20 protein-coding genes are annotated in these 19,190 nt (G+C 33.5%); 10 read left to right on the plus strand and 10 right to left on the minus strand.

The window, feature by feature from the left end:
* Positions 1-65 precede the first annotated feature (65 nt).
* Both VOI25_RS00095 and VOI25_RS00100 read left to right on the plus strand, forming a co-directional pair.
* Positions 66-1,313, plus strand: a complete 1,248-nt coding sequence (locus VOI25_RS00095; RefSeq protein WP_323786836.1) for a fibronectin type III domain-containing protein — start codon at positions 66-68, stop codon at positions 1,311-1,313.
* A 137-nt stretch (positions 1,314-1,450) separates the two neighbouring features.
* Entirely contained in the window at positions 1,451-3,943 is a 2,493-nt protein-coding gene (locus tag VOI25_RS00100; protein ID WP_323787617.1) for a zinc-dependent metalloprotease, read from the plus strand.
* Between the two features lie 82 nt (positions 3,944-4,025).
* Here the strand turns inward: VOI25_RS00100 and VOI25_RS00105 are convergent, their stop codons facing one another.
* From VOI25_RS00105 to VOI25_RS00115, 3 genes are all read right to left on the minus strand, one after another.
* Positions 4,026-5,330: a hypothetical protein gene (locus tag VOI25_RS00105; RefSeq protein WP_323786837.1), complete on the minus strand. Its 1,305-nt coding sequence runs from the start codon at positions 5,328-5,330 to the stop codon at positions 4,026-4,028.
* Positions 5,331-5,471: 141 nt separating this feature from the next.
* Positions 5,472-6,221 (minus strand): alpha/beta hydrolase, encoded by a 750-nt coding sequence (locus VOI25_RS00110; RefSeq protein WP_323786838.1) that lies wholly within the window; start codon positions 6,219-6,221, stop codon positions 5,472-5,474.
* A 34-nt stretch (positions 6,222-6,255) separates the two neighbouring features.
* Positions 6,256-7,134: an alpha/beta hydrolase gene (locus VOI25_RS00115; RefSeq protein WP_323786839.1), complete on the minus strand. Its 879-nt coding sequence runs from the start codon at positions 7,132-7,134 to the stop codon at positions 6,256-6,258.
* 118 nt (positions 7,135-7,252) lie between these two features.
* Here VOI25_RS00115 and VOI25_RS00120 point away from each other — a divergent pair, with 118 nt between their 5' ends.
* Complete coding sequence (locus VOI25_RS00120; RefSeq protein ID WP_323786840.1) at positions 7,253-7,894, plus strand: O-methyltransferase; 642 nt, start codon at positions 7,253-7,255, stop codon at positions 7,892-7,894.
* A gap of 5 nt (positions 7,895-7,899) precedes the next feature.
* On the opposite strand, the gene VOI25_RS00125 is transcribed toward VOI25_RS00120, so the two are convergent.
* From VOI25_RS00125 to VOI25_RS00140, 4 genes are all read right to left on the minus strand, one after another.
* Complete coding sequence (locus VOI25_RS00125; protein ID WP_323786842.1) at positions 7,900-8,190, minus strand: twin-arginine translocase TatA/TatE family subunit; 291 nt, start codon at positions 8,188-8,190, stop codon at positions 7,900-7,902.
* A gap of 73 nt (positions 8,191-8,263) precedes the next feature.
* Positions 8,264-9,064 (minus strand): hypothetical protein, encoded by an 801-nt coding sequence (locus VOI25_RS00130; protein WP_323786843.1) that lies wholly within the window; start codon positions 9,062-9,064, stop codon positions 8,264-8,266.
* The gene (locus VOI25_RS00135) at positions 9,051-9,821 is read right to left on the minus strand and encodes a carboxypeptidase-like regulatory domain-containing protein (protein WP_323786844.1); all 771 of its coding nucleotides are present in this window, start codon (positions 9,819-9,821) and stop codon (positions 9,051-9,053) included. Before VOI25_RS00135 ends, VOI25_RS00130 begins: the two co-directional genes overlap by 14 nt.
* The gene (locus tag VOI25_RS00140; protein ID WP_323786845.1) at positions 9,808-10,620 is read right to left on the minus strand and encodes a carboxypeptidase-like regulatory domain-containing protein; all 813 of its coding nucleotides are present in this window, start codon (positions 10,618-10,620) and stop codon (positions 9,808-9,810) included. Before VOI25_RS00140 ends, VOI25_RS00135 begins: the two co-directional genes overlap by 14 nt.
* Positions 10,621-10,769: 149 nt before the next feature.
* Between VOI25_RS00140 and pepE the strand changes: the two genes are divergently transcribed.
* Positions 10,770-11,477 carry a dipeptidase PepE gene (gene pepE / locus VOI25_RS00145; protein ID WP_323786846.1) on the plus strand — a complete coding sequence of 236 codons (708 nt, stop codon included), beginning with the start codon at positions 10,770-10,772 and terminating at the stop codon, positions 11,475-11,477.
* Here the strand turns inward: pepE and VOI25_RS00150 are convergent, their stop codons facing one another.
* Entirely contained in the window at positions 11,478-11,903 is a 426-nt protein-coding gene (locus VOI25_RS00150; RefSeq protein WP_323786847.1) for a GNAT family N-acetyltransferase, read from the minus strand. It lies immediately after the preceding gene.
* Positions 11,904-11,986: 83 nt separating this feature from the next.
* Here VOI25_RS00150 and VOI25_RS00155 point away from each other — a divergent pair, with 83 nt between their 5' ends.
* Positions 11,987-12,721: a M15 family metallopeptidase gene (locus VOI25_RS00155; RefSeq protein WP_323786848.1), complete on the plus strand. Its 735-nt coding sequence runs from the start codon at positions 11,987-11,989 to the stop codon at positions 12,719-12,721.
* A 25-nt stretch (positions 12,722-12,746) separates the two neighbouring features.
* Positions 12,747-13,517 (plus strand): M48 family metalloprotease, encoded by a 771-nt coding sequence (locus tag VOI25_RS00160; RefSeq protein ID WP_323786849.1) that lies wholly within the window; start codon positions 12,747-12,749, stop codon positions 13,515-13,517.
* A 61-nt stretch (positions 13,518-13,578) separates the two neighbouring features.
* Here the strand turns inward: VOI25_RS00160 and VOI25_RS00165 are convergent, their stop codons facing one another.
* Entirely contained in the window at positions 13,579-13,965 is a 387-nt protein-coding gene (locus VOI25_RS00165) for an ankyrin repeat domain-containing protein (protein WP_323786850.1), read from the minus strand.
* A gap of 261 nt (positions 13,966-14,226) precedes the next feature.
* On the opposite strand from VOI25_RS00165, the gene gpmI reads away from it, so the two are divergent.
* Positions 14,227-15,750, plus strand: a complete 1,524-nt coding sequence (gpmI, locus tag VOI25_RS00170; RefSeq protein WP_323786851.1) for a 2,3-bisphosphoglycerate-independent phosphoglycerate mutase — start codon at positions 14,227-14,229, stop codon at positions 15,748-15,750.
* Between the two features lie 49 nt (positions 15,751-15,799).
* Positions 15,800-16,213: a BT0820 family HAD-type phosphatase gene (locus VOI25_RS00175; RefSeq protein WP_323786852.1), complete on the plus strand. Its 414-nt coding sequence runs from the start codon at positions 15,800-15,802 to the stop codon at positions 16,211-16,213.
* A 4-nt stretch (positions 16,214-16,217) separates the two neighbouring features.
* Here the strand turns inward: VOI25_RS00175 and VOI25_RS00180 are convergent, their stop codons facing one another.
* Positions 16,218-17,483 (minus strand): acetyl-CoA hydrolase/transferase family protein, encoded by a 1,266-nt coding sequence (locus VOI25_RS00180; RefSeq protein ID WP_323786853.1) that lies wholly within the window; start codon positions 17,481-17,483, stop codon positions 16,218-16,220.
* A 119-nt stretch (positions 17,484-17,602) separates the two neighbouring features.
* Between VOI25_RS00180 and map the strand changes: the two genes are divergently transcribed.
* A complete protein-coding gene (gene map, locus VOI25_RS00185) occupies positions 17,603-18,421 on the plus strand; it encodes a type I methionyl aminopeptidase (RefSeq protein ID WP_323786855.1) in 819 nt (272 codons plus the stop codon).
* A gap of 1 nt (position 18,422) precedes the next feature.
* Positions 18,423-19,187: a class I SAM-dependent methyltransferase gene (locus VOI25_RS00190; protein ID WP_323786856.1), complete on the plus strand. Its 765-nt coding sequence runs from the start codon at positions 18,423-18,425 to the stop codon at positions 19,185-19,187.
* Positions 19,188-19,190: the final 3 nt, after the last annotated feature.

Raw genomic sequence — 19,190 nt, forward strand, 5'->3', positions numbered from 1 at the left:
TTTTCATAAAAAACTTTTTTATTACATTCGCAATCAGCTATTAATCAGAAAAATTTACCCAAATTATGAAAAAGCTTAGTTACCTATTTGTATTTGCTTTTGCACTATTTTCATGTAACAATGATGATGACCTCATTGCTGCGTGTGAAAAAGCAACAAACGTTACTGCAACAAACATTTTAACAACATCGGCAACTATCACTTGGAATGACCCAAATAATGTGGCATCATATTTTATTGAATATGGTGTTTCGGGATTTTCTTTAGGTTCAGGAACCACACTTATAGAAAGTACAACAACAGTAGATTTACAAAACTTATCACCAGAAACTACTTACGATGTTTATGTACAAGTCGTTTGTAATACTGATAATTTAAGTATGTATTCTGACGTTTACAGCTTTACTACAGCGACATTGCCAGTAATTCCTGAATTTAAACCAAACCTGTCTGAATTAAATTTATTCTCAGGTAACATAGGAGATTTAAACCCATCGCCTTATGCATTTGAATACGATTTAAGTACAAGACTATTTTCAGATTATGCACATAAACAACGATTAATAGCATTACCTGAAGGAGAAAAAATGACCTATAATGGAGACGGATTCCCTTTATTTCCAGACAACACTTTAATTGCAAAAACATTTTATTATAACAATGATGAAACTGATTTATCTCAAGGAAGACATATCATTGAGACTAGAGTATTGATTAAAATAAATGGATCCTGGGAACTTGGTAACTATAAATGGAATGAATCTCAAACAGACGCTACAATAGACACAGCTGGAGCTGTCGTTCCTGTGACTTGGGTAGATACCGAAGGCGAATCACAAAGTATCAATTACGAAATACCATCAAGTACAGACTGTTTTACATGTCATAGTAATAATTCTGAAGCAACTCCTATTGGACCTAGATTAAGGACATTAAACTTTAATGTTAATGGTTCTAATCAACTACAAACATTAATTGATAACAATATGCTTGAAGGGCTAACAGATCCAACAACAGTAAGTGTTTTACCAAATTGGGAAGACACGAGCTTAGGTTTAGAAAGACGTGCAAGAGCCTACATGGATGTCAATTGTGCACATTGCCATATTGAAGGTGGATTTTGTGAATTACAGTCTGGCTTGAGATTATCTTATGAAACAGCTTTTGAAGAATCAAATATTTCACAAAGCAGTGGTAGTATTTTAGCTAGAATTCAAAATAATATTCCGCAATACGGAATGCCATTAATTGGAACAACAATACTTCATGAAGAAGGCGTATCTCTACTAGTAGACTACATAAATTCATTATGATTAATCTATATAATTCGAATTAATTAAAGCCACTTTCTAAGTGGCTTTTTTTTCGTTAAAAAAGTATTAAATGCTAAATTTGACAAGAAATCTCAATCAAGATTTCTTATTTTCACGAACTAATTTAAAACGATTACATTTTGAAACATCTCTCCACTAAACTACTTTTCGTAGTATCAGTTTTTTTTATTGTATCATGTTCCTCAACAAAAGAAGCTAGTAAATCTAAAAAAGGAGCTACAGTAGCTGCAAAAAAACCAGTAAAAAAACCAGGTAAAAATGACATTCAACCTTATAGTAAAGTCATAACCAAAGACGCAAAAAGTGATGAAGGATTATTTACCGTTCACGCTTTAGACGATAACTTCTTTTATGAAATTCCCGATTCGCTTTTCGATCGAGAAATGCTCATGGTAACCCGTATTTCTAAAACTGCAAGCGGCTTAGGCTTTGGTGGTGGAAAGTTAAACGAACAAGTATTACGTTGGGAGAAAAAAGGAAAAAAAGTCATATTACGCGTTGTGTCATACAATGTATTTGCAGCAGATTCTCTACCTGTAAATGAAGCTGTAAAAAACTCAAATTTTGAACCTGTATTATTCACTTTTCCAATAAAAGCTTTTGGAAAAGATTCTACAAGTACTGTAGTTGATGTAACACCTCTATTTGCGAAAGATGTAAAATCCCTTGGTTTACCAAACTTTGCAAGAAAACCTTATAAAATTTCACGTTTAGAAAGTGATAAATCATTTATTGAAAGTGTAAAAAGCTACCCTAAAAACATAGAAGCTAGGCATGTGAAAACCTATGCTGCTGGTTCTCCTCCATCTAATTCAAGTACTGGAACCATTTCAATAGAAATCAATAACTCAATGATTTTATTACCTGAAAACCCAATGAAACGTCGTTATTTTGATGAGCGCGTTGGATGGTTTACAAGTAGCCAAACAGATTATGGTTTGGAAGAACAAAAAAGTAAATCTTTAGAATTCTTAGACCGTTGGAGACTTGAGGTCCGAGATGAAGATCTAGAGAAATTTAAGCGTGGAGAACTCGTTGTTCCTAAAAAGCAAATCGTTTATTATATCGATAGAGCTACTCCTGTAAAATGGCGTAAGTATATCAAACAAGGTATTGAAGATTGGCAAGTAGCCTTTGAAGCCGCAGGTTTCAAGGAAGCAATTATTGCTAAAGATCCTCCAACTGTTGAAGAAGATCCAGAATGGAGTCCTGAAGATGTTCGTTATTCAGTGGTTCGTTACTTAGCATCACCTATTCCAAATGCAAGTGGTCCTCATGTAAGTGATCCTAGAACAGGTGAAATTCTTGAAAGCGATATCAACTGGTATCATAATGTCATGACATTATTACGCCGTTGGTTCTTTGTTCAAACTGCAGCTATCAATCCTGATGCCCAGAGTTCACAATTTAAAGATGAAGTTATGGGACGACTGATTCGTTTTGTATCATCGCATGAAGTAGGACATACACTTGGATTACCTCATAACTGGGGAAGTAGTGTTGCGTACAAAGTTGAAGATTTGAGAAGTGCTGAATTTACTCAAAAGTATGGCACAGCACCTTCAATAATGGACTATGCTCGATTTAATTATATAGCGCAACCTGAAGACAAAGGTGTGGCTTTAATGCCAAACGTTGGAGTTTATGATAAGTATGCCATTTCTTGGGGTTATCGACCAATTTTAGACAAAACCGCTGAAGAAGAAAAGGAAACTTTGAATAGTTGGATTACAGCTCATGCTGGCGATCCAATGTATCGTTTTGGAAAAGAACAATATGGTAGTGATCTCGTAGATCCTAGCTCTCAAAGAGAAGACCTAGGTGATGATGCAATGTTAGCCAGTGATTACGGAATTAAAAACTTAAAGCGTATTGTTCCCAACCTAATAGAGTGGACAACTAAAGCTGGAGAAGATTATGAAGACTTGCAAGAAATGTATGGACAAGTAATTGGACAATTTAATCAATATACTAATCATGTTTCAAACAATATTGGAGGTGTTTATGAATATTATAAAACAGCTGATCAACCTGGAACTGTTTATAGTTATGTAAATAAAGAACATCAGAAAGAGGCTATTAAATTTCTGCATAAAAATCTTTTTGAAACACCTACTTGGTTAATTGATAAAGAGATCTTTGGAAGGATAGAGTATTCTGGTTCTGTAGAACGTATTAGACGAATGCAAGTACGAGCATTAAACAATATTATGAGCTTAGGTAAAATGCAACGTTTAACAGAAGCCGAAACATTAAATGGAAATGATGCTTATTCACTTTCTACTATGATGAAAGATTTGCGCCAAGGTATTTGGAGTGAACTACGAAGCGGAAAAAGAATGGATACCTACAGACGAAATTTACAACGTGCACACATTGATAGATTAGGCTATTTGATGACCGCTAAAAATCAAATTGGAAGTAGAAATCCTTACCTAAAAGCTACTGCAGTAAACACAAGTCAATCGGATATAAGAGCAGTTGTTAGAGCTGAATTAAAATCCTTACGCACTCAATTACGCTCGGCTCGTGGAGCTGATTCAATGAGTAGAATTCATATTGCTGATGCTTTAGAACGTATTGACGCTATTTTAAATCCGAATGGATAATAAAGATGTTTAAAAAGATTAGAAACGAAACGGCTTCAGATTTCTCTGAAGCTGTTTCGTTTTATTTCGAGTTATTTTAATTCTAATTCTCACCTGTTTGTTTCAAATTCTCTATATCATTTTCAATTGATAATATTAATAAACTAGTAGCTGTGCAAAAAACAGGACTAGTGATACAATGATGTCCATTCCAACTTCCATCATCATTTTGAATGGTCATTAATCGTCCAGAAATATTATCATACCAAGTCATCCATTCATCGTCATCATTTACAACCATAGATTCACCTGTTTGCAAAAAACTTAAAAATTCTTCTCCTCCATTATTACCAAATCCAGCCATAACATCATTTTGTTGTGCTTGAATTTTTGATGCATTATAAACATTATAAGAAGACGTATAAGAAATGGCTTCACTTTCTGAAACGCCAATATCCTGCAAATTTTCCACGGTTACTTTATCTTCTTTTTTAAGCTTACCTTCTTTTTTTGCTTTGGCAATTAATTCTTTCGCTTTCCTTGCATCTTTTGCTGATCCTCTTGCAGAATTACTCACAGAATATAAAATTATTCCAGCGCCATCAGTCGTTTTAACAGATTTAGATTCTTCATCAAAATTGCTTTTTAGGTATTGTTTTTGGCTGGTCACTACAACTTCATCAAGTGTTGCGCCAACAGATTCGGCAGATTCCAGTGCGCTAGTTGCTAAACCAGATTGCAAAACGCCAGCCCAACCTGCTCCTTTCATCTTTCCATCTTTATCTGTTGCCGATTGGATCTTGTCCACACAAACATCTAAACATTTTTGCACGCGCTTTTTAGTATCTCTATCTAACTGTTCCTTTAATAAATTTGAAAAAAACTGAGCTGTCAAAACGGCATCAATATTATTTCCTAACTTTGATTGAATTTGTGTCCCTTTTTCTGAAGTAATAAAAACATCATCCTTAGAAACACTTTCAACTTGCGTTAACAAAAATTCTACTGCTTTTTTTAACTGTTCTTTATACTCACCTCTATTTAATGTGCTGCCACTTCGCAAAATTGCCATGGCTACCATTGAAGTTGTAGCAGGATCGGCATTTACCGCATGTGGATTCATTTCACCTTGTCTGTTATGACTACCTGCTCCATAACCACCGTTTTCAAGTTGTGCGCTAGCCAACCAATTTAGTCCTTCATTTACAATTGGCTGGATATTCTCTCTTATTTTATGCTTGGCATAACCATCAGAAGACTCCTCTCCAAATGTGGTCATAAAGACACAACCCTTTTCCTGTTTCACTAATAATGGCTCTTTTTCTAGACTTTTGTTTAGAAATAAAGCTGCGCCAGACACCATTATAATAACAAGTGTCGATACTACAAATTTTGTTTTTGTTTTCATCTGTTCTTTTTTTTTGATTCTAATCTTTAATTTTTACTTACATAAAAGTATTATGATTACAATACAAAAAGAACATAGAATGAGTGTATAGCTCTTATGAGTGAGTGAAAGTGCTTTTTAAAAAAGAGTAGGATTTAAAAACTAAAACAACAAGGCCTTTATACCTTCTTTGTACAAATCAAAGCTGATAAGATTGTTATGATCGCCACCTTCAATAGTTATAAATGAGGTGGTTTTTTCTGGAGCTACACCCTTTAATTTTTCTGCCGACCTATAAGGAATTACGGTATCATCTGTACCATGTAACATCAGAATTGGACATTCAACATTGGTGATAAATTCATTTGAAGGAAATTCATATTTTAATAATGTTTTTACAGGAAACATAGGGAATCGATGTTTAGCCACATCTAAAATACTGTAATAAGGAGTTTCTAAAATGAGTTGCTTTGGCTGGTATTTTGAAGCTAAAAATGTAGCTATTCCTGTTCCTAAAGAGCGACCATACAACACTATGTCTTCTTCAGTATATGATTTCAAAAGGTAGTTATAACAAAATTCGGCATCATCATAAAATCCTTGTTCACTTAGCTTCCCTTTACTCTTTCCGTAAGTTCTATAATCCATGATGAACACATCATAATTTAGCGATACAAAATGTTCTCCAATAATTCCCCAACGACTTAAATCACCTGCATTTCCATGAAAATACAAAATAACTCCTTTTGGGTTTTGCGTTTTAAAATGAATTGCATTTATAGTAACATCTTCAGCAGTTTTAAGGAATAACTCTTCAAAAGGATATCTGAAATCATATTGATAATCTTGAGCTAAGGTGGTTGGAAGAAATAAAATCTTTTCTTGTAAAAAATAAAGTGATGCTCCAATCATAATATAGAGTACTAATAGAATTTTAAGGACTCTTTTAAGCCTTCTTTTTAGTCGGTTTTGAGGAGTGAATGACATTAATACTTGTGGTTTTTAAATCAATGGTTTTAGGCGTTTTATTAATTATATCATCTAACATACTGTGATAGGATTCAAAATTATTCAAGTTCTTGTGTCCACCACCTATAACCGTATGCAATGTGGTGAGATTAGGATTTACTTGAGACAACTTAACACTTGTTTTATATGGAATGAGTTTATCATGAGTTCCATGAATGATATGAATAGGACATTGTACATATTTTAACCACTTATATGTTGGTAATGGATATTTCATCAACAAAGACAACGGCATAAATGGCGCATAACGAGCAGTTACCTTGGTTAAGCTATAATATGGCGCATCTAAAACAAGCATTTTAGGATGATTCATTGAAGCTAACTTAGCTGCAAAACCAGACCCAAGAGATCTTCCGTAGAGAATGATACGATCTTCTGTAGTCATTTCTTTTAGTTTTTCATAAACCAACTGCAGATCACGTTTAATTGCTTTTTGAGAACGTCTACCAGTACTTTTACCAAAGCCTCTATAGTCTACCATCAAAACGTTATAACCATGTCTTGTGAAATCAATTGCAAATTTTCCCCAACCTTTTATACTTTTTGAATTTCCTTTTAGATATAACACAACACCTTTACTTTCCCCTTTAGGGAAAAACCGCAAACCGTTTATCACAGCGCCATCTCTTGTTTCTAAATTATATTCTTTGGTATCCTGATTTTCATAGTCAAACTGAAAATCTTTAGGCAGTTTTTCTGGCTTAAAAAGCATATAGTCTTGTAGATAGTATAGTGCAATACTAATAGCAATATAAATAACTAATATTGTAATAACTATAGACAACCAATATGGCATGCTGAGGGTTTTAAGTAAAGACAAGATAGGAAATAAAATCAGAATCATTATATGAACGCAATCGGTAAAGAAAATCTAATCTAAAATCGTTTACTTTGCAATTCAATTTATAGATGAAATGTATTTTTTACCTGAAAAATTAGATGAGTATATTGTAGCACATTCTCAGGAAGAACCTGAGTTATTACAACAACTCACCAGAGAAACCTATCAGAAGATTTTGCAACCTATCATGCTTAGTGGACCTTATCAAGGAAGAGTTCTGAGTATAATTTCAAAATTAAAGTCGCCTAAAACCATTTTAGAGTTAGGCACATTTACGGGTTATGCAACGTTATGTTTGGCTGAAGGTCTTCAAAACGAAGGTGAAATTGACACCATAGATGTGAATGAAGAATTGGTAGATTTTCAACGCAAATACTTTGATAAATCTGGCTACGGAAAGCAAATACACCAACATTTAGGAAATGCAACAGATATTATTCCTACATTGAAAAACACTTATGATTTAGTGTTTATTGATGCAGATAAACCTAATTACTCAAACTATTTCCACTTGATAATAGACAAGATGAATCCTGGAGGCATAATTCTTTCTGACAATGTGCTTTGGCATGGAAAAATAATTGAACCTCTGAATGAAAAAGATAGTTCTACAAAAGCTGTTTTAGAGTTTAATACCCTTTTAAAAGAAGATAATCGTATTGAAACCGTAATGCTACCAATTCGAGATGGACTGACTGTGAGTAGAAAAAAATAAAACTATTATTGTTCTCTTTTTATAGAACCTGAGAAATCTTCAATTTCGTCTTTAACTTTGGTGATTTCTTCTTTAATGTCTTGAGTGACATTAGTCTCTAAATTTTTATTATCAGCAGATGACTTCTTAATTTCAGATTTTACTTCATTAGAAGCATCTCTTAAACTTCGCATCCCTTTTCCTAAGCCTTTCGCCACTTCAGGAATTTTATCAGCACCAAAAACCATCACAGCTATAAATAGTATGAACATGACCTCAGTGGTTCCAATAAATAAAAATGTTGCTAATAGATTCACAATGCAAATATACTAAGATGTTTCGATTGGTTGTAGATTGACACCTAAATTATTTTACCAATTTTATTCCTTTTCAATCCTCACCACTTTCTACTTGAATATTGAAGGCTAGTAGCTTATCAATTAAAAATTCAAAAAGTTTAATATCACTTTCAAGATTACAGACCTCTAAAAATTGTGGATCTTCTGAAGCATACAAGAAGAACTCCATCTTTAAGTCTTCTTCTAAAACCAAATGACCAAAAAGCTCATCAGATAATTCAGCAATTGCTTTGTTCATACAGATATCTTGTTGTTCTAGTCTTACAAGATGTTTTAACGTCTTTGTTCGCCCAGAAATTCTATTCAATACCTTATGAATATTAATAACAGCAACCAACCCATAGTAATACACAAACTTTCCTCCATCTGCTTCTCGTAACCGTCTATTTTTTTGAGTAATAGGTTTCCCAGTATAACCTGGTATGCCAACATCATAGAAATTAATATCAGCTTTAGCATCACTATTTTTGATGTCAGATAATAAATCTCCCGTCAGCACTTTTCCAACAATAACCTCATCTAATTCATTAACGCGATCTTCGAGTGTAATGGCTATAAACTTAAAGGTAATCATGTTTTGAGTAACAACAATTGTTTTTGGAATGTATTGAACACTTGACAACAATATAGTATCATTAACTTGTGCAGAAATTTCAAATGCACCTTTACTATTTGTTATGGTGTATTCTTCAGCCGAAATATTTAATATATGAATCCCTTCAAGTTCTGCGCTTGCCTCAACTTGCCCCTTTAAATCAATCGATTGAGCCACACAAACAATAGAATTTAGCCATGCTATAACAAAAAATAATATGTGTTTAGTCGTCTTCAATTTGAGATTTAAATTCTTTCAGTTTTTGTTGTAAAAACTCTAGCATTTTAATGTCATTATCAAGTTTACTTAACGGTAAAAAATTTGGATCATCTGTTACAAAATAAAAAAATTCTACACGTTTTGATTCTTCAAGGTTATCAATATCGAATAACATTTCTGATAAATCAGACATAACCTCACGCATGGCATTATCATTGTTTTCTCTAACGATCTGTCCCTTGAGTTTTTTTGTTCGACCAGAAAGCCAATTGAGAATTGGAGTTAAGGGCACTAAACCACCACCTGAAGTGGCTTCATGCAAGCGTCTTTCGGATTGTGTTTTCTGTTTTCCTGTGTATCCTGGAATCCCTAAATCATAAAAATTCAATTCTCGCTTAACCTCACTATTTTCGATATCTGACAATAAATCTCCAGTTAGTATTTTGCCAACTACAACCTCATCTAACTCTGTAATTTTATCAGTAAGATCTATTGCAACAAATTTAGATTGAATTATTTGTGTTGTCATTACCATCTCTAATGGCTTATACTGAATGGCAGAAATTAAAATGGTATCATTTACTGAAGCAGAAATTAAAAATTCACCATTATCATTTGTGATGGTAAACTTGTGAGCTGTTTTGTTAATGACATGAATGCGATCAATATCTGAGCTTGCAGTAACTTTCCCAAGGATTTCGGTGGATTGCGAAAACGTAACTCCAAACTGAATAAAGCATAAGATTAAAAAAACAAATTTTTTAATCCTTATCATTCTTTTTACCTAAAAATGCTTGGCTTTTCTCACTTAACACTTCAAGAAATTCTAGTTCTTTTCCATAGTTAAGTAAGGTAAAGTCAAAGTTTTCATCATCTTCTACAAACCTAATGAACTCTTCTACACGATGCTCTGGAATGTCAAAATTATCAACTAAAAATGACGAACCAAAATAATATTTAATTGAACTCACTGGTACTTCAGGAATTCCAGCTGCTTTTTTATCCTTTACTTTAGATCTAAATAATGGTAATAATAATTGGTCAACGACATTACGAATATTTAAGCCATTAACCATTGTCTGAGATTGAGAATGCATCGCAATATTATTTATTTGGCTTCTATTATCATCGGTAAATTCATATTCATCACTTTTTTTAATACCAAAGTAAAGTGCATCCAATTTTGGATTGAAGGTTTTTACACTACTAATATCTGTGTCTAAATCGCCCGAAAGCCCTTTAGTCATCACCAATACTTCATCAAGTTTATTAATTTCCTCAATAAGAATTACACGAATTCGTTTTGAACTTAAGATAGCTTGACTCACTTTAAAATCAAAATTTTGATACTGCAAAGCTCTTACTTCTATTAAATCATTTAGAGCAACAGCAATGTTAAATTCGCCATTCTCATCAGTAACGGCTCCTTTATTTGATGATGTGTTGTAGACGGTTATACCTTCAATATCATTACCTTCTACAATGATTTTCCCTTCAACAACAACACGTTTAACATCCTGAGCTATAGCATAAAAGTTTATGCAAAACAGTAATAATGGTAATAGTTTTTTCATAGGTTAGTTATTTCAGATAAAAATAAATTCTATTGAATTAATTACAACATAAAGCCTTGTAAACTTTTGTTAAATTAAAGGTTTACTTAAATTTACGATAAATAAAATGAAGTTTGTAATAGACCTGTAAAGGTTTAAAATTATTTTCAATGAAAAACATCATCATAGCTAGCACATCAACCATCCATGGTAGTGGACCTTTAGAATATTTACTAGATGAACTTTCTGTTTTCTTTAAGGACACTTCTGAAATTCTTTTCATTCCTTATGCGAGACCAGGTGGAATTAGTCATGATGAATATACAGCGAATGTTAATATAGCATTCCGCCAAATAGGAAAAGTAGCCAAAGGCATTCACGAGTTTGAAGACCCTAAAAAAGCCGTTGCAGACGCTAAAGCTATTTTTACAGGTGGTGGAAATACCTTTGTATTAGTTAATCAACTTTATAAAAATGATTTATTATCGTTTATTAAAGAGGCTGTTAATTCTGGCACACCTTATTTAGGAACAAGTGCAGGAAGCAATATTTGCGGACTTACAGTAAACACAACTAACGATATGCCAATTGTGTATCCACCAAGTTTTAAAACTTTTGGTTTTGTCCCTTTTAATATCAATCCGCATTATTTGGATCCAGATCCAACGAGCACTCATAAAGGAGAAACAAGAGAAACTCGAATTAAGGAATTTCATGCGTTTAATACGCAACCTGTTGTAGGAATTCGTGAAGGAAGTTGGTTAGCTGTAAATGGAACTGACATTATTTTAAAAGGTCCTTTAAGTGCTAGAATATTTGAACATGATAAATTACCTTATGAAGTAGATCCCGAAACTAATTTATGCGCTCTTAAATAATTAAAGGGTTTTCAAAAAGTGGTAACCTAAAATCTCAAAACCTTCATTGTAGTAAAACTTATGTGATGGGTAGTTTTGTACATAGGTATTTAGTTCTGCCGTTGTTACGCCTTTCGATTTAACATGTTTGTAAATCCATTCTAAAAACTGGCTTCCCAAGCCTTTATTTCTATAATCTTCTGCAATATACACATGATCTAATTCTACACTTTTTCCAGCGTAATGTCGCGTGCAATACCAAAGTCCAGAAACACCAATTAATAAATCTTTATCATAAATTACGGCACATTCGTAGTTTTCAGTTACCATATCAGCAAAACGTTCTTTCAAAATGGCATCCGAAAATTTATGGCTCGTTAATTGTTGTATCAAAGGTATGATGTCGTTTATTTTGGAAGGTTCTAAAATTTGATAACGAAATGACATATTTATTGATTTTAAAGTGAAGATAATTATTTTTAACTGAAAATGAATTAGTAAATTCACTTGTACATTCATCGAAAAGAAAATTGAAACGTAGACAATTTATAAAAACAACTTTAGCTTCAAGCTTAGCAATAGCTGTAATTCCACATTTTGGATTTCAAACGAATTCAAATGAAATAAGTTATGAAGAACTTATTGGAAAAGGCAATCCTGATCTTTATGGTGATGGATATCTGCTTAGAAAAGAAGCATATGAAGCATTTATAAGACTAAAGGCAGAAGCACTTAAAAGTGACGTTCACATTCAAGTTGTGTCTAGTTATAGAGATTACGATCATCAAAATAGAATTTGGGTACGCAAATACAATGCAAACATTAATAGAGGATTAACTCCTCAGGAAAGCATAAAAAAAATCATAGAATATTCTACCATACCAGGAACGTCACGGCATCATTGGGCAACAGATATCGATATTATTGATGCCAATGTCGCGCAACCTTCATCAGTTCTTCAACCTAGACATTTTGAAGATAATGGCTGTTTTAGAACCTTGAAACTTTGGATGGATGATCATGCAAATGATTTTGGGTTTTATTTAGTGTACACCAATCAACCAAATCGAAAAGGTTTTAAATATGAACCATGGCATTATAGTTATAAGCCACTTTCAAACGTGTATTTATCACAATTCAAGAACCTGAATATTAAGGACAGTATAGCAAATGAAAACCTATTGGGAAATGACCATTTTTCTGATGACTTTATTTCTAACTACTTAAACCATAATATTTTGGATATAAATCCGAAACTTTTGTAAATTTAAAGCACAAATAACCGAAATCATGAGAGGTAAGAATTTTAAAATAAGACTGTTAATTGGTGTAGCAATTGCACTATTTTTCGTGGTCAAAAGATGTAGTCAACGAGAAGAAAACCCGTATACAGGTCGTATGCAAACCATATCGATGACACCAGATAAGGAAATCCAAATTGGTCTTGCAAGTGCTCCAGGAATGGCTCAACAGCATGGCGGTTTACATCCCAATGCTCAATACCAAGCATTCGTAGATGATATTGGAAATAAATTAATTAATAATAGTATCGCTAGAGAAACTCCATATCAATATGAATTTCACTTATTAGCCGATCCAAATACAATTAATGCATTTGCATTACCAGGAGGACAAATTTTTATCACCTATGCCTTGTTTTCTAAATTAGAAAACGAAGATCAATTAGCAGGTGTATTAGGACATGAAATAGGTCATGTTTTAGGTAGACATAGTGCAGAACGAATTGCCGAAAGTGAATATTGGCAAGGCTTAGCAACAGCTGGATCTGTTGGAGGTGACATTGGCGGCTTAGTGAGTGGTATTGGACAAAACACCTTGTTGACAAATGGTAGAGATGATGAATTGGAAAGTGATGATTTAGGTGTGAAATTTATGCTCAAAGCTGGATTTAAACCAGAAGAAATGATTGATGTTATGGAGATTTTAAAAGCTGCGGCTGGACCAAATCGTGTACCAGAAATGCAAAGTACACATCCAGACCCTGAAAATAGAATAGAAAAAATAAAAGAGTCGATTGCTAAATACAAAAAGACGCTTTAAAAATAAAGCGTCTTTTTTAACTAACTAACTCAAATAACTGTCATTTATAATGACCTGTATTTTAAGATTCTAAACTTTGTAAATACGATAAGGCTTCTTTAGCATTTGATGCTTCTGCATATTTTTCTGCAGTCAGACCTTTATCACTTTTAGTCTTCAATTTTGCACCATTTTCAACTAAAATTTTTAAAATATCTAAACGATTATATCTCGCTGCATACATTGCAGGTGTTAAACCATTAGATGTTTTGTTTACATTAGCTCCTAAAGCTATTAACTTCTCAACAGTTTCAATGTCTCCTTTAACGATAGACATACAAAAAGGACTAACGGTTGTTTTTTTCGTAACCATCTCATAATTTGAGGAATTACTAATTACATTTTTTGCATTTAAAGCTGTTACCGAAAATGCCATTGCGATTGCAACAATTACTACTGATTTTTTCATGATGAAAGATTTTAAATTAATTGATTGTTTTTTGATTATACTAAATAGACGACTTAATTTCTAAAGTGTTACATGACAAATCCATAAATAACATTTTTTTAACTATTTGTAAACAAATATGTTAAGAGCATCACAATTCATTTAAAACGCCTAAATCCTTTTGAATCATTACCTAATGACTTTTTAATTCAGATTAATTTTTGAGCTTATTTTTACCATTTCGGTTTAGAAACTTTTATCTTTGAAATTAAATATCAAACTATGAATAAGAAAGTTATTTTGATGATTCTTGATGGTTGGGGAAAATCTCCAGATCCCAAAGTTTCTGCCATAGATAATGCCTATACGCCATTTATTGATTCACTTTACAAAACGTATTCTCATGCTTCTTTAAGAACAGATGGTCTTCATGTTGGTTTACCTGAAGGACAAATGGGAAATAGTGAAGTTGGACATATGAATCTAGGCGCTGGTAGAATAGTGTATCAAGATTTAGTTAAAATTAACTTAGCAGTAGAGAATAATACATTAAAGGATGAACCTGTACTAGTGAATGCATTTGAATATGCTAAAGCAAATAACAAGCCTGTTCATTTTTTAGGATTAGTAAGCGATGGAGGTGTACATTCACACATTAATCATTTATTTGGATTAGTGGATGCAGCAAATAATTCTGGAGTAGAACAATCATTTATTCATGCCTTTACAGATGGTCGAGATGTTGATCCTAAATCTGGATTTGGATTCATCACCTCTTTAGAAAGCCATATCAAAGACACAAATACAAAACTTGCTACTGTCACTGGTCGCTATTTTGCTATGGATAGAGATAAACGTTGGGAGCGCGTAAAATTAGCTTACGATGCCATAGTTAATGGGACTGGTGAGCATTCAAAAAATGCTACAGATGCCATTCAAAATAGTTATGACAATGATGTCACTGATGAATTCATCAAACCCATCATAATGGTTGATGAAAACGATAATCCCATAACAAAAATCCAATCAGGAGACGTTGTCATCTTTTTTAATTTTAGAACAGATAGAGGAAGAGAACTCACAGAAGCACTTTCACAGCATGATTTTCATGAGCAAAACATGCATAAACTAGATTTGTATTACGTGACGCTCACAAATTATGATGATTCATATAAAGGAATTAAGGTAGTTTATAATAAAGATAACCTCACAGAAACTTTAGGTGAAGTATTAGAAAAGCATAACAAGACACAAATACGAATTGCTGAAACTGAAAAATATCCTCATGTTACGTTTTTCTTTTCAGGAGGACAAGAGAACCCATTTAAAGGTGAAACTCGCATTTTAAGAAACTCTCCGAAAGTAGCCACTTACGACTTAAAACCTGAAATGAGTGCCTATGAACTCAGAGATGCTCTAATTCCTGAGTTACAAAAAGGAGATGTTGATTTTGTGTGCTTAAACTTTGCAAATGGAGATATGGTAGGTCATACAGGAGTAATGGAAGCTGCTATTAAAGCTTGTGAAGCTGTTGATGTTTGCGTTAAAGATGTTATAAAAACTGCACTCGAAAAAGATTATACAACCATTCTAATTGCCGACCATGGAAACTGTGAAACTATGATTAATCCCGATGGCTCTCCGCATACTGCACATACAACAAATCCAGTTCCGATTATATTAATTAATAACGATAAAACAACCATCAAAGATGGAATACTAGGTGATATCGCACCAACCATACTTGATCTTATGGATATTGAACAACCTGAAGCAATGACCCAAAAATCATTAGTAACACTTTAAATCTAAAAAAGATTATTATTGTATTTTTGCCAATTATAAGGACTAACCTATGAATTTTTTAGACAAACTTGTTATTGCCGTAGATTTTGATGGAACTATTGTTGAGGATGCTTATCCAAAAGTTGGAAAAGCCCGCATCTTTGCCTTTGAAACCATGAAACGCTTACAGCAAGATGGACATCGTCTTATTTTATGGACCTACAGAAGCGGTTCTAAACTTGACGATGCTGTTGAATTTTGCAAAGAAAACGGTATTACCTTCTACGCAGTTAATCAAAGTTTTCCTGAAGAGCAATATGACAATTCAGTGAGTAGAAAAATTTATGCAGACATCTATATAGATGACAGAAATATTGGTGGTGTTTTAGGTTGGGGCGAGGTGTTTCAAATAATTACCAATGAAACACCAGACATCAAAATTCCAAAACGTAAAAAGGGTTTTTTTGGCTTATTCCGTAAATAACAACTTACATCATATCAAAATAGGCCTTATCCAAAGTTTCTCGATGATCTGGATGAGAAATTTCAACTAAGGCTTTCACGCGCTCTTTAATTGTTTTTCCATATAAATTAGCTACACCATACTCTGTAACCACATAATGTATATGAGCTCTGGTTGTTACCACTCCTGCTCCCATTTTTAAAGCTGGTACAATTCTGCTTATGCCTTTTTTAGTAATTGATGGTAAAGCGATGATAGCTTTTCCGCCTTCACTTAATGATGCACCTCTAATAAAATCCATTTGACCACCTACACCCGAATACATTTTTGAACCAATTGAATCTGCACAAACCTGGCCTGTAAGATCGACTTCAATCGCAGAATTAATCGCTACCATTCTGGGATTTTGTTTAATAACCGACACATCATTTACATAATCTGAAGCTCGCATTTCTATAAACGGATTATCGTTTACATAGTCATACAATCGTTGAGAACCCATTAAAAAAGTAGCCAAAGCTCGACCAGGATTTACACCTTTATAATTTCCGTTGATGACATCTTTCAGAATTAAATCAATTACACCATCTGAAAACATTTCAGTATGCAAACCTAAATCTTTATGGTTATGCAATCTCGACAAAACTGCATTGGGAATATTCCCAATACCCATTTGCAAAGTACTTCTATCTTCAATTAAATTAGCGACATAATCACCAATCTTGGTTTCAACAGCTGTTGGTTTTGAAGCTGGATGCGAGGGCAAAGGCACATCACACTCTACAAAAGCATCAATTTCGGAAATATGAATAATTCCATCTCCAAAAGTTCTAGGCATTTGCTTATTAATTTGAGCAATTACATGATCTGCATTATCAATTGCAGCTAATGTTGCTTCCACTGAAACACCTAGTGAACAGTAACCATGTTGATCTGGTACAGACACATGAATTAAAGCCACTTTTATATCCACAATATTTCGTTTAAACAACAAAGGCACTTCACTCAAAAACACTGGAGTATACGAACCATTCCCTGCTTTTAATGTATGTCTAACATTTTTGCCTATAAAAAAAGAATTGACGTGAAAGCTTTTAGCATATTCCGGATTGGCGTAAGGCGCTTCTCCTTCGGTATGCAACTGGCAAATGGTAACATTACGCAATTCATCATGTCTTTCTGCTAGTGCCTTAATAAGTACAGATGGTGCAGCTGCAGCTGCTTGGATATAAATTTTATCGTTTGATTTTACAACTTTAAGGGCTTCTTCAGCACTGACGGCTTTATACATTTGTTATGTGATTTGTTGATGACACAAAGGTAATATTCAATTCATATTAAAAAACTGCCAAATATCATGTTTAGGTTAAAAGTTTTAAATTTAAGTATCTTTGCCCATATTTTTTAATGATGATTATAGTAAAAACTAAAGAAGAAATTGAATTAATGCGCTTAAGCGCTTTGGTGGTTTCTAAAACCTTAGGAATGCTTGCTAAAGAAGTAAAAGCTGGTGTGACCACAAATCAATTAGATAAACTCGCTGAAGATTTTATAAGGGAACAAGGTGCTGTACCTGGCTTTTTAGGCTTGTATGATTGTCCATCAACCTTACTTTGCAGTGTTAATGAGGCTGTTGTTCATGGTTTGCCCACAGACATTCCTTTAAAAGATGGCGATATTGTATCTATAGATTGTGGTTCAATAATGAATGGTTTTTATGGTGATCATGCCTATACATTTGAAATAGGTGAAGTCGCTCCTGAAACCAAGAAATTGATTCAAATTACCAAAGAATCCTTATATGTTGGTATTCGCGAATTAAAAATTGGTAATCGAGTTGGTGATGTTGGATATGCCATCCAAAACTATTGTGAAGCCCATGGTTATGGAGTTGTAAGAGAATTGGTTGGCCATGGTATAGGTCGAAAAATGCATGAAGATCCTGAAATGCCAAATTATGGTCGTAGAGGTCGTGGAAAAAAATTCGTTGAAGGTATGGTTGTTGCTATTGAACCAATGATAAATGGAGGCACTCACAAGGTTAAGCAACTAAAAGATGGTTGGACTATTGTTACTCAGGACGGAAAACCAAGCGTACATTTTGAGCATGATATTGCCATCGTAGATGGGAAACCTGAAATCTTATCAACCTTTGCTTATGTGCATGAAGCTTTAGGAATTACATCTACTGAAGAAGATGAGTTTAGAAAAGAAGCCTTAGTGCTCTAAAATGAAACGTCTCTTTAAATTTATATTAAATACAATTCCGAGACCTTTATTAATTAGGTTAAGCTACGTTGCTCGTCCTATTCTCGCGTTTATCTTAAGAGGGAACACCTATGTAGATCCTATAGATGGGAAACGTTTTAGAAGTTTTTTACCTTATGGCTATGGCAATCAACGTAACAACGTTTTATCACCTTCTACGCTGTCTTTAGAACGCCACAGATTATTATGGTTGTACCTAAAAAACGAAACAAATTTTTTTACTGAAAATTTAAAAGTTTTACATTTTGCTCCTGAGCAGTGTTTTCTGGAACGCTTTAAAAAACTAAAACATATTGATTATACAACTACCGATTTAGAATCTCCAATAGCAGATGTAAAGGCAGACATTTGCAACCTACCGTTTGAAGATGATAGCTACGATGTGATTTTATGTAATCATGTGCTAGAACATATTCCAGACGACACAAAAGCCATGCAAGAATTGTTTCGGGTATTAAAACCTGGAGGTTATGGTGTGTTTCAAATTCCGCAAGATTTAAATCTTGATGTAACTTTTGAAGACAATACAATTACCGACAGAAAAGAGCGCGCAAAAATATTTGGCCAGTACGATCACGTTCGTGTCTATGGTCGTGACTATTTTAACAAGCTACGACGTATTGGTTTTAAAGTCAATGAAGTTGATTATACGTCTTCACTTTCCGAAGAAGAGGTTACCAAATATTGTTTAGCAAAAGGCGAGATTATTCCTGTGGTTTACAAATAATAA

This window comes from Psychroserpens sp., assembly GCF_034670085.1.
Classification (GTDB): Bacteria; Bacteroidota; Bacteroidia; order Flavobacteriales; family Flavobacteriaceae; genus Psychroserpens.

What these genes read in the sequence shown, in the direction of transcription:
- VOI25_RS00095 (WP_323786836.1), top strand. Translation starts at nt 66, where the DNA reads ATGAAAAAGCTTAGTTACCTATTTGTATTTGCTTTTGCACTATTTTCA.
- VOI25_RS00105 (WP_323786837.1), bottom strand. Translation starts at nt 5,330, where the DNA reads ATGAAAACAAAAACAAAATTTGTAGTATCGACACTTGTTATTATAATG.
- VOI25_RS00110 (WP_323786838.1), bottom strand. Translation starts at nt 6,221, where the DNA reads ATGATTGGAGCATCACTTTATTTTTTACAAGAAAAGATTTTATTTCTT.
- VOI25_RS00115 (WP_323786839.1), bottom strand. Translation starts at nt 7,134, where the DNA reads ATGCCATATTGGTTGTCTATAGTTATTACAATATTAGTTATTTATATT.
- VOI25_RS00120 (WP_323786840.1), top strand. Translation starts at nt 7,253, where the DNA reads ATGTATTTTTTACCTGAAAAATTAGATGAGTATATTGTAGCACATTCT.
- VOI25_RS00135 (WP_323786844.1), bottom strand. Translation starts at nt 9,821, where the DNA reads ATGATAAGGATTAAAAAATTTGTTTTTTTAATCTTATGCTTTATTCAG.
- VOI25_RS00140 (WP_323786845.1), bottom strand. Translation starts at nt 10,620, where the DNA reads ATGAAAAAACTATTACCATTATTACTGTTTTGCATAAACTTTTATGCT.
- pepE (WP_323786846.1), top strand. Translation starts at nt 10,770, where the DNA reads ATGAAAAACATCATCATAGCTAGCACATCAACCATCCATGGTAGTGGA.
- VOI25_RS00150 (WP_323786847.1), bottom strand. Translation starts at nt 11,903, where the DNA reads ATGTCATTTCGTTATCAAATTTTAGAACCTTCCAAAATAAACGACATC.
- VOI25_RS00160 (WP_323786849.1), top strand. Translation starts at nt 12,747, where the DNA reads ATGAGAGGTAAGAATTTTAAAATAAGACTGTTAATTGGTGTAGCAATT.
- VOI25_RS00165 (WP_323786850.1), bottom strand. Translation starts at nt 13,965, where the DNA reads ATGAAAAAATCAGTAGTAATTGTTGCAATCGCAATGGCATTTTCGGTA.
- gpmI (WP_323786851.1), top strand. Translation starts at nt 14,227, where the DNA reads ATGAATAAGAAAGTTATTTTGATGATTCTTGATGGTTGGGGAAAATCT.
- VOI25_RS00175 (WP_323786852.1), top strand. Translation starts at nt 15,800, where the DNA reads ATGAATTTTTTAGACAAACTTGTTATTGCCGTAGATTTTGATGGAACT.
- VOI25_RS00180 (WP_323786853.1), bottom strand. Translation starts at nt 17,483, where the DNA reads ATGTATAAAGCCGTCAGTGCTGAAGAAGCCCTTAAAGTTGTAAAATCA.
- map (WP_323786855.1), top strand. Translation starts at nt 17,603, where the DNA reads ATGATTATAGTAAAAACTAAAGAAGAAATTGAATTAATGCGCTTAAGC.
- VOI25_RS00190 (WP_323786856.1), top strand. Translation starts at nt 18,423, where the DNA reads ATGAAACGTCTCTTTAAATTTATATTAAATACAATTCCGAGACCTTTA.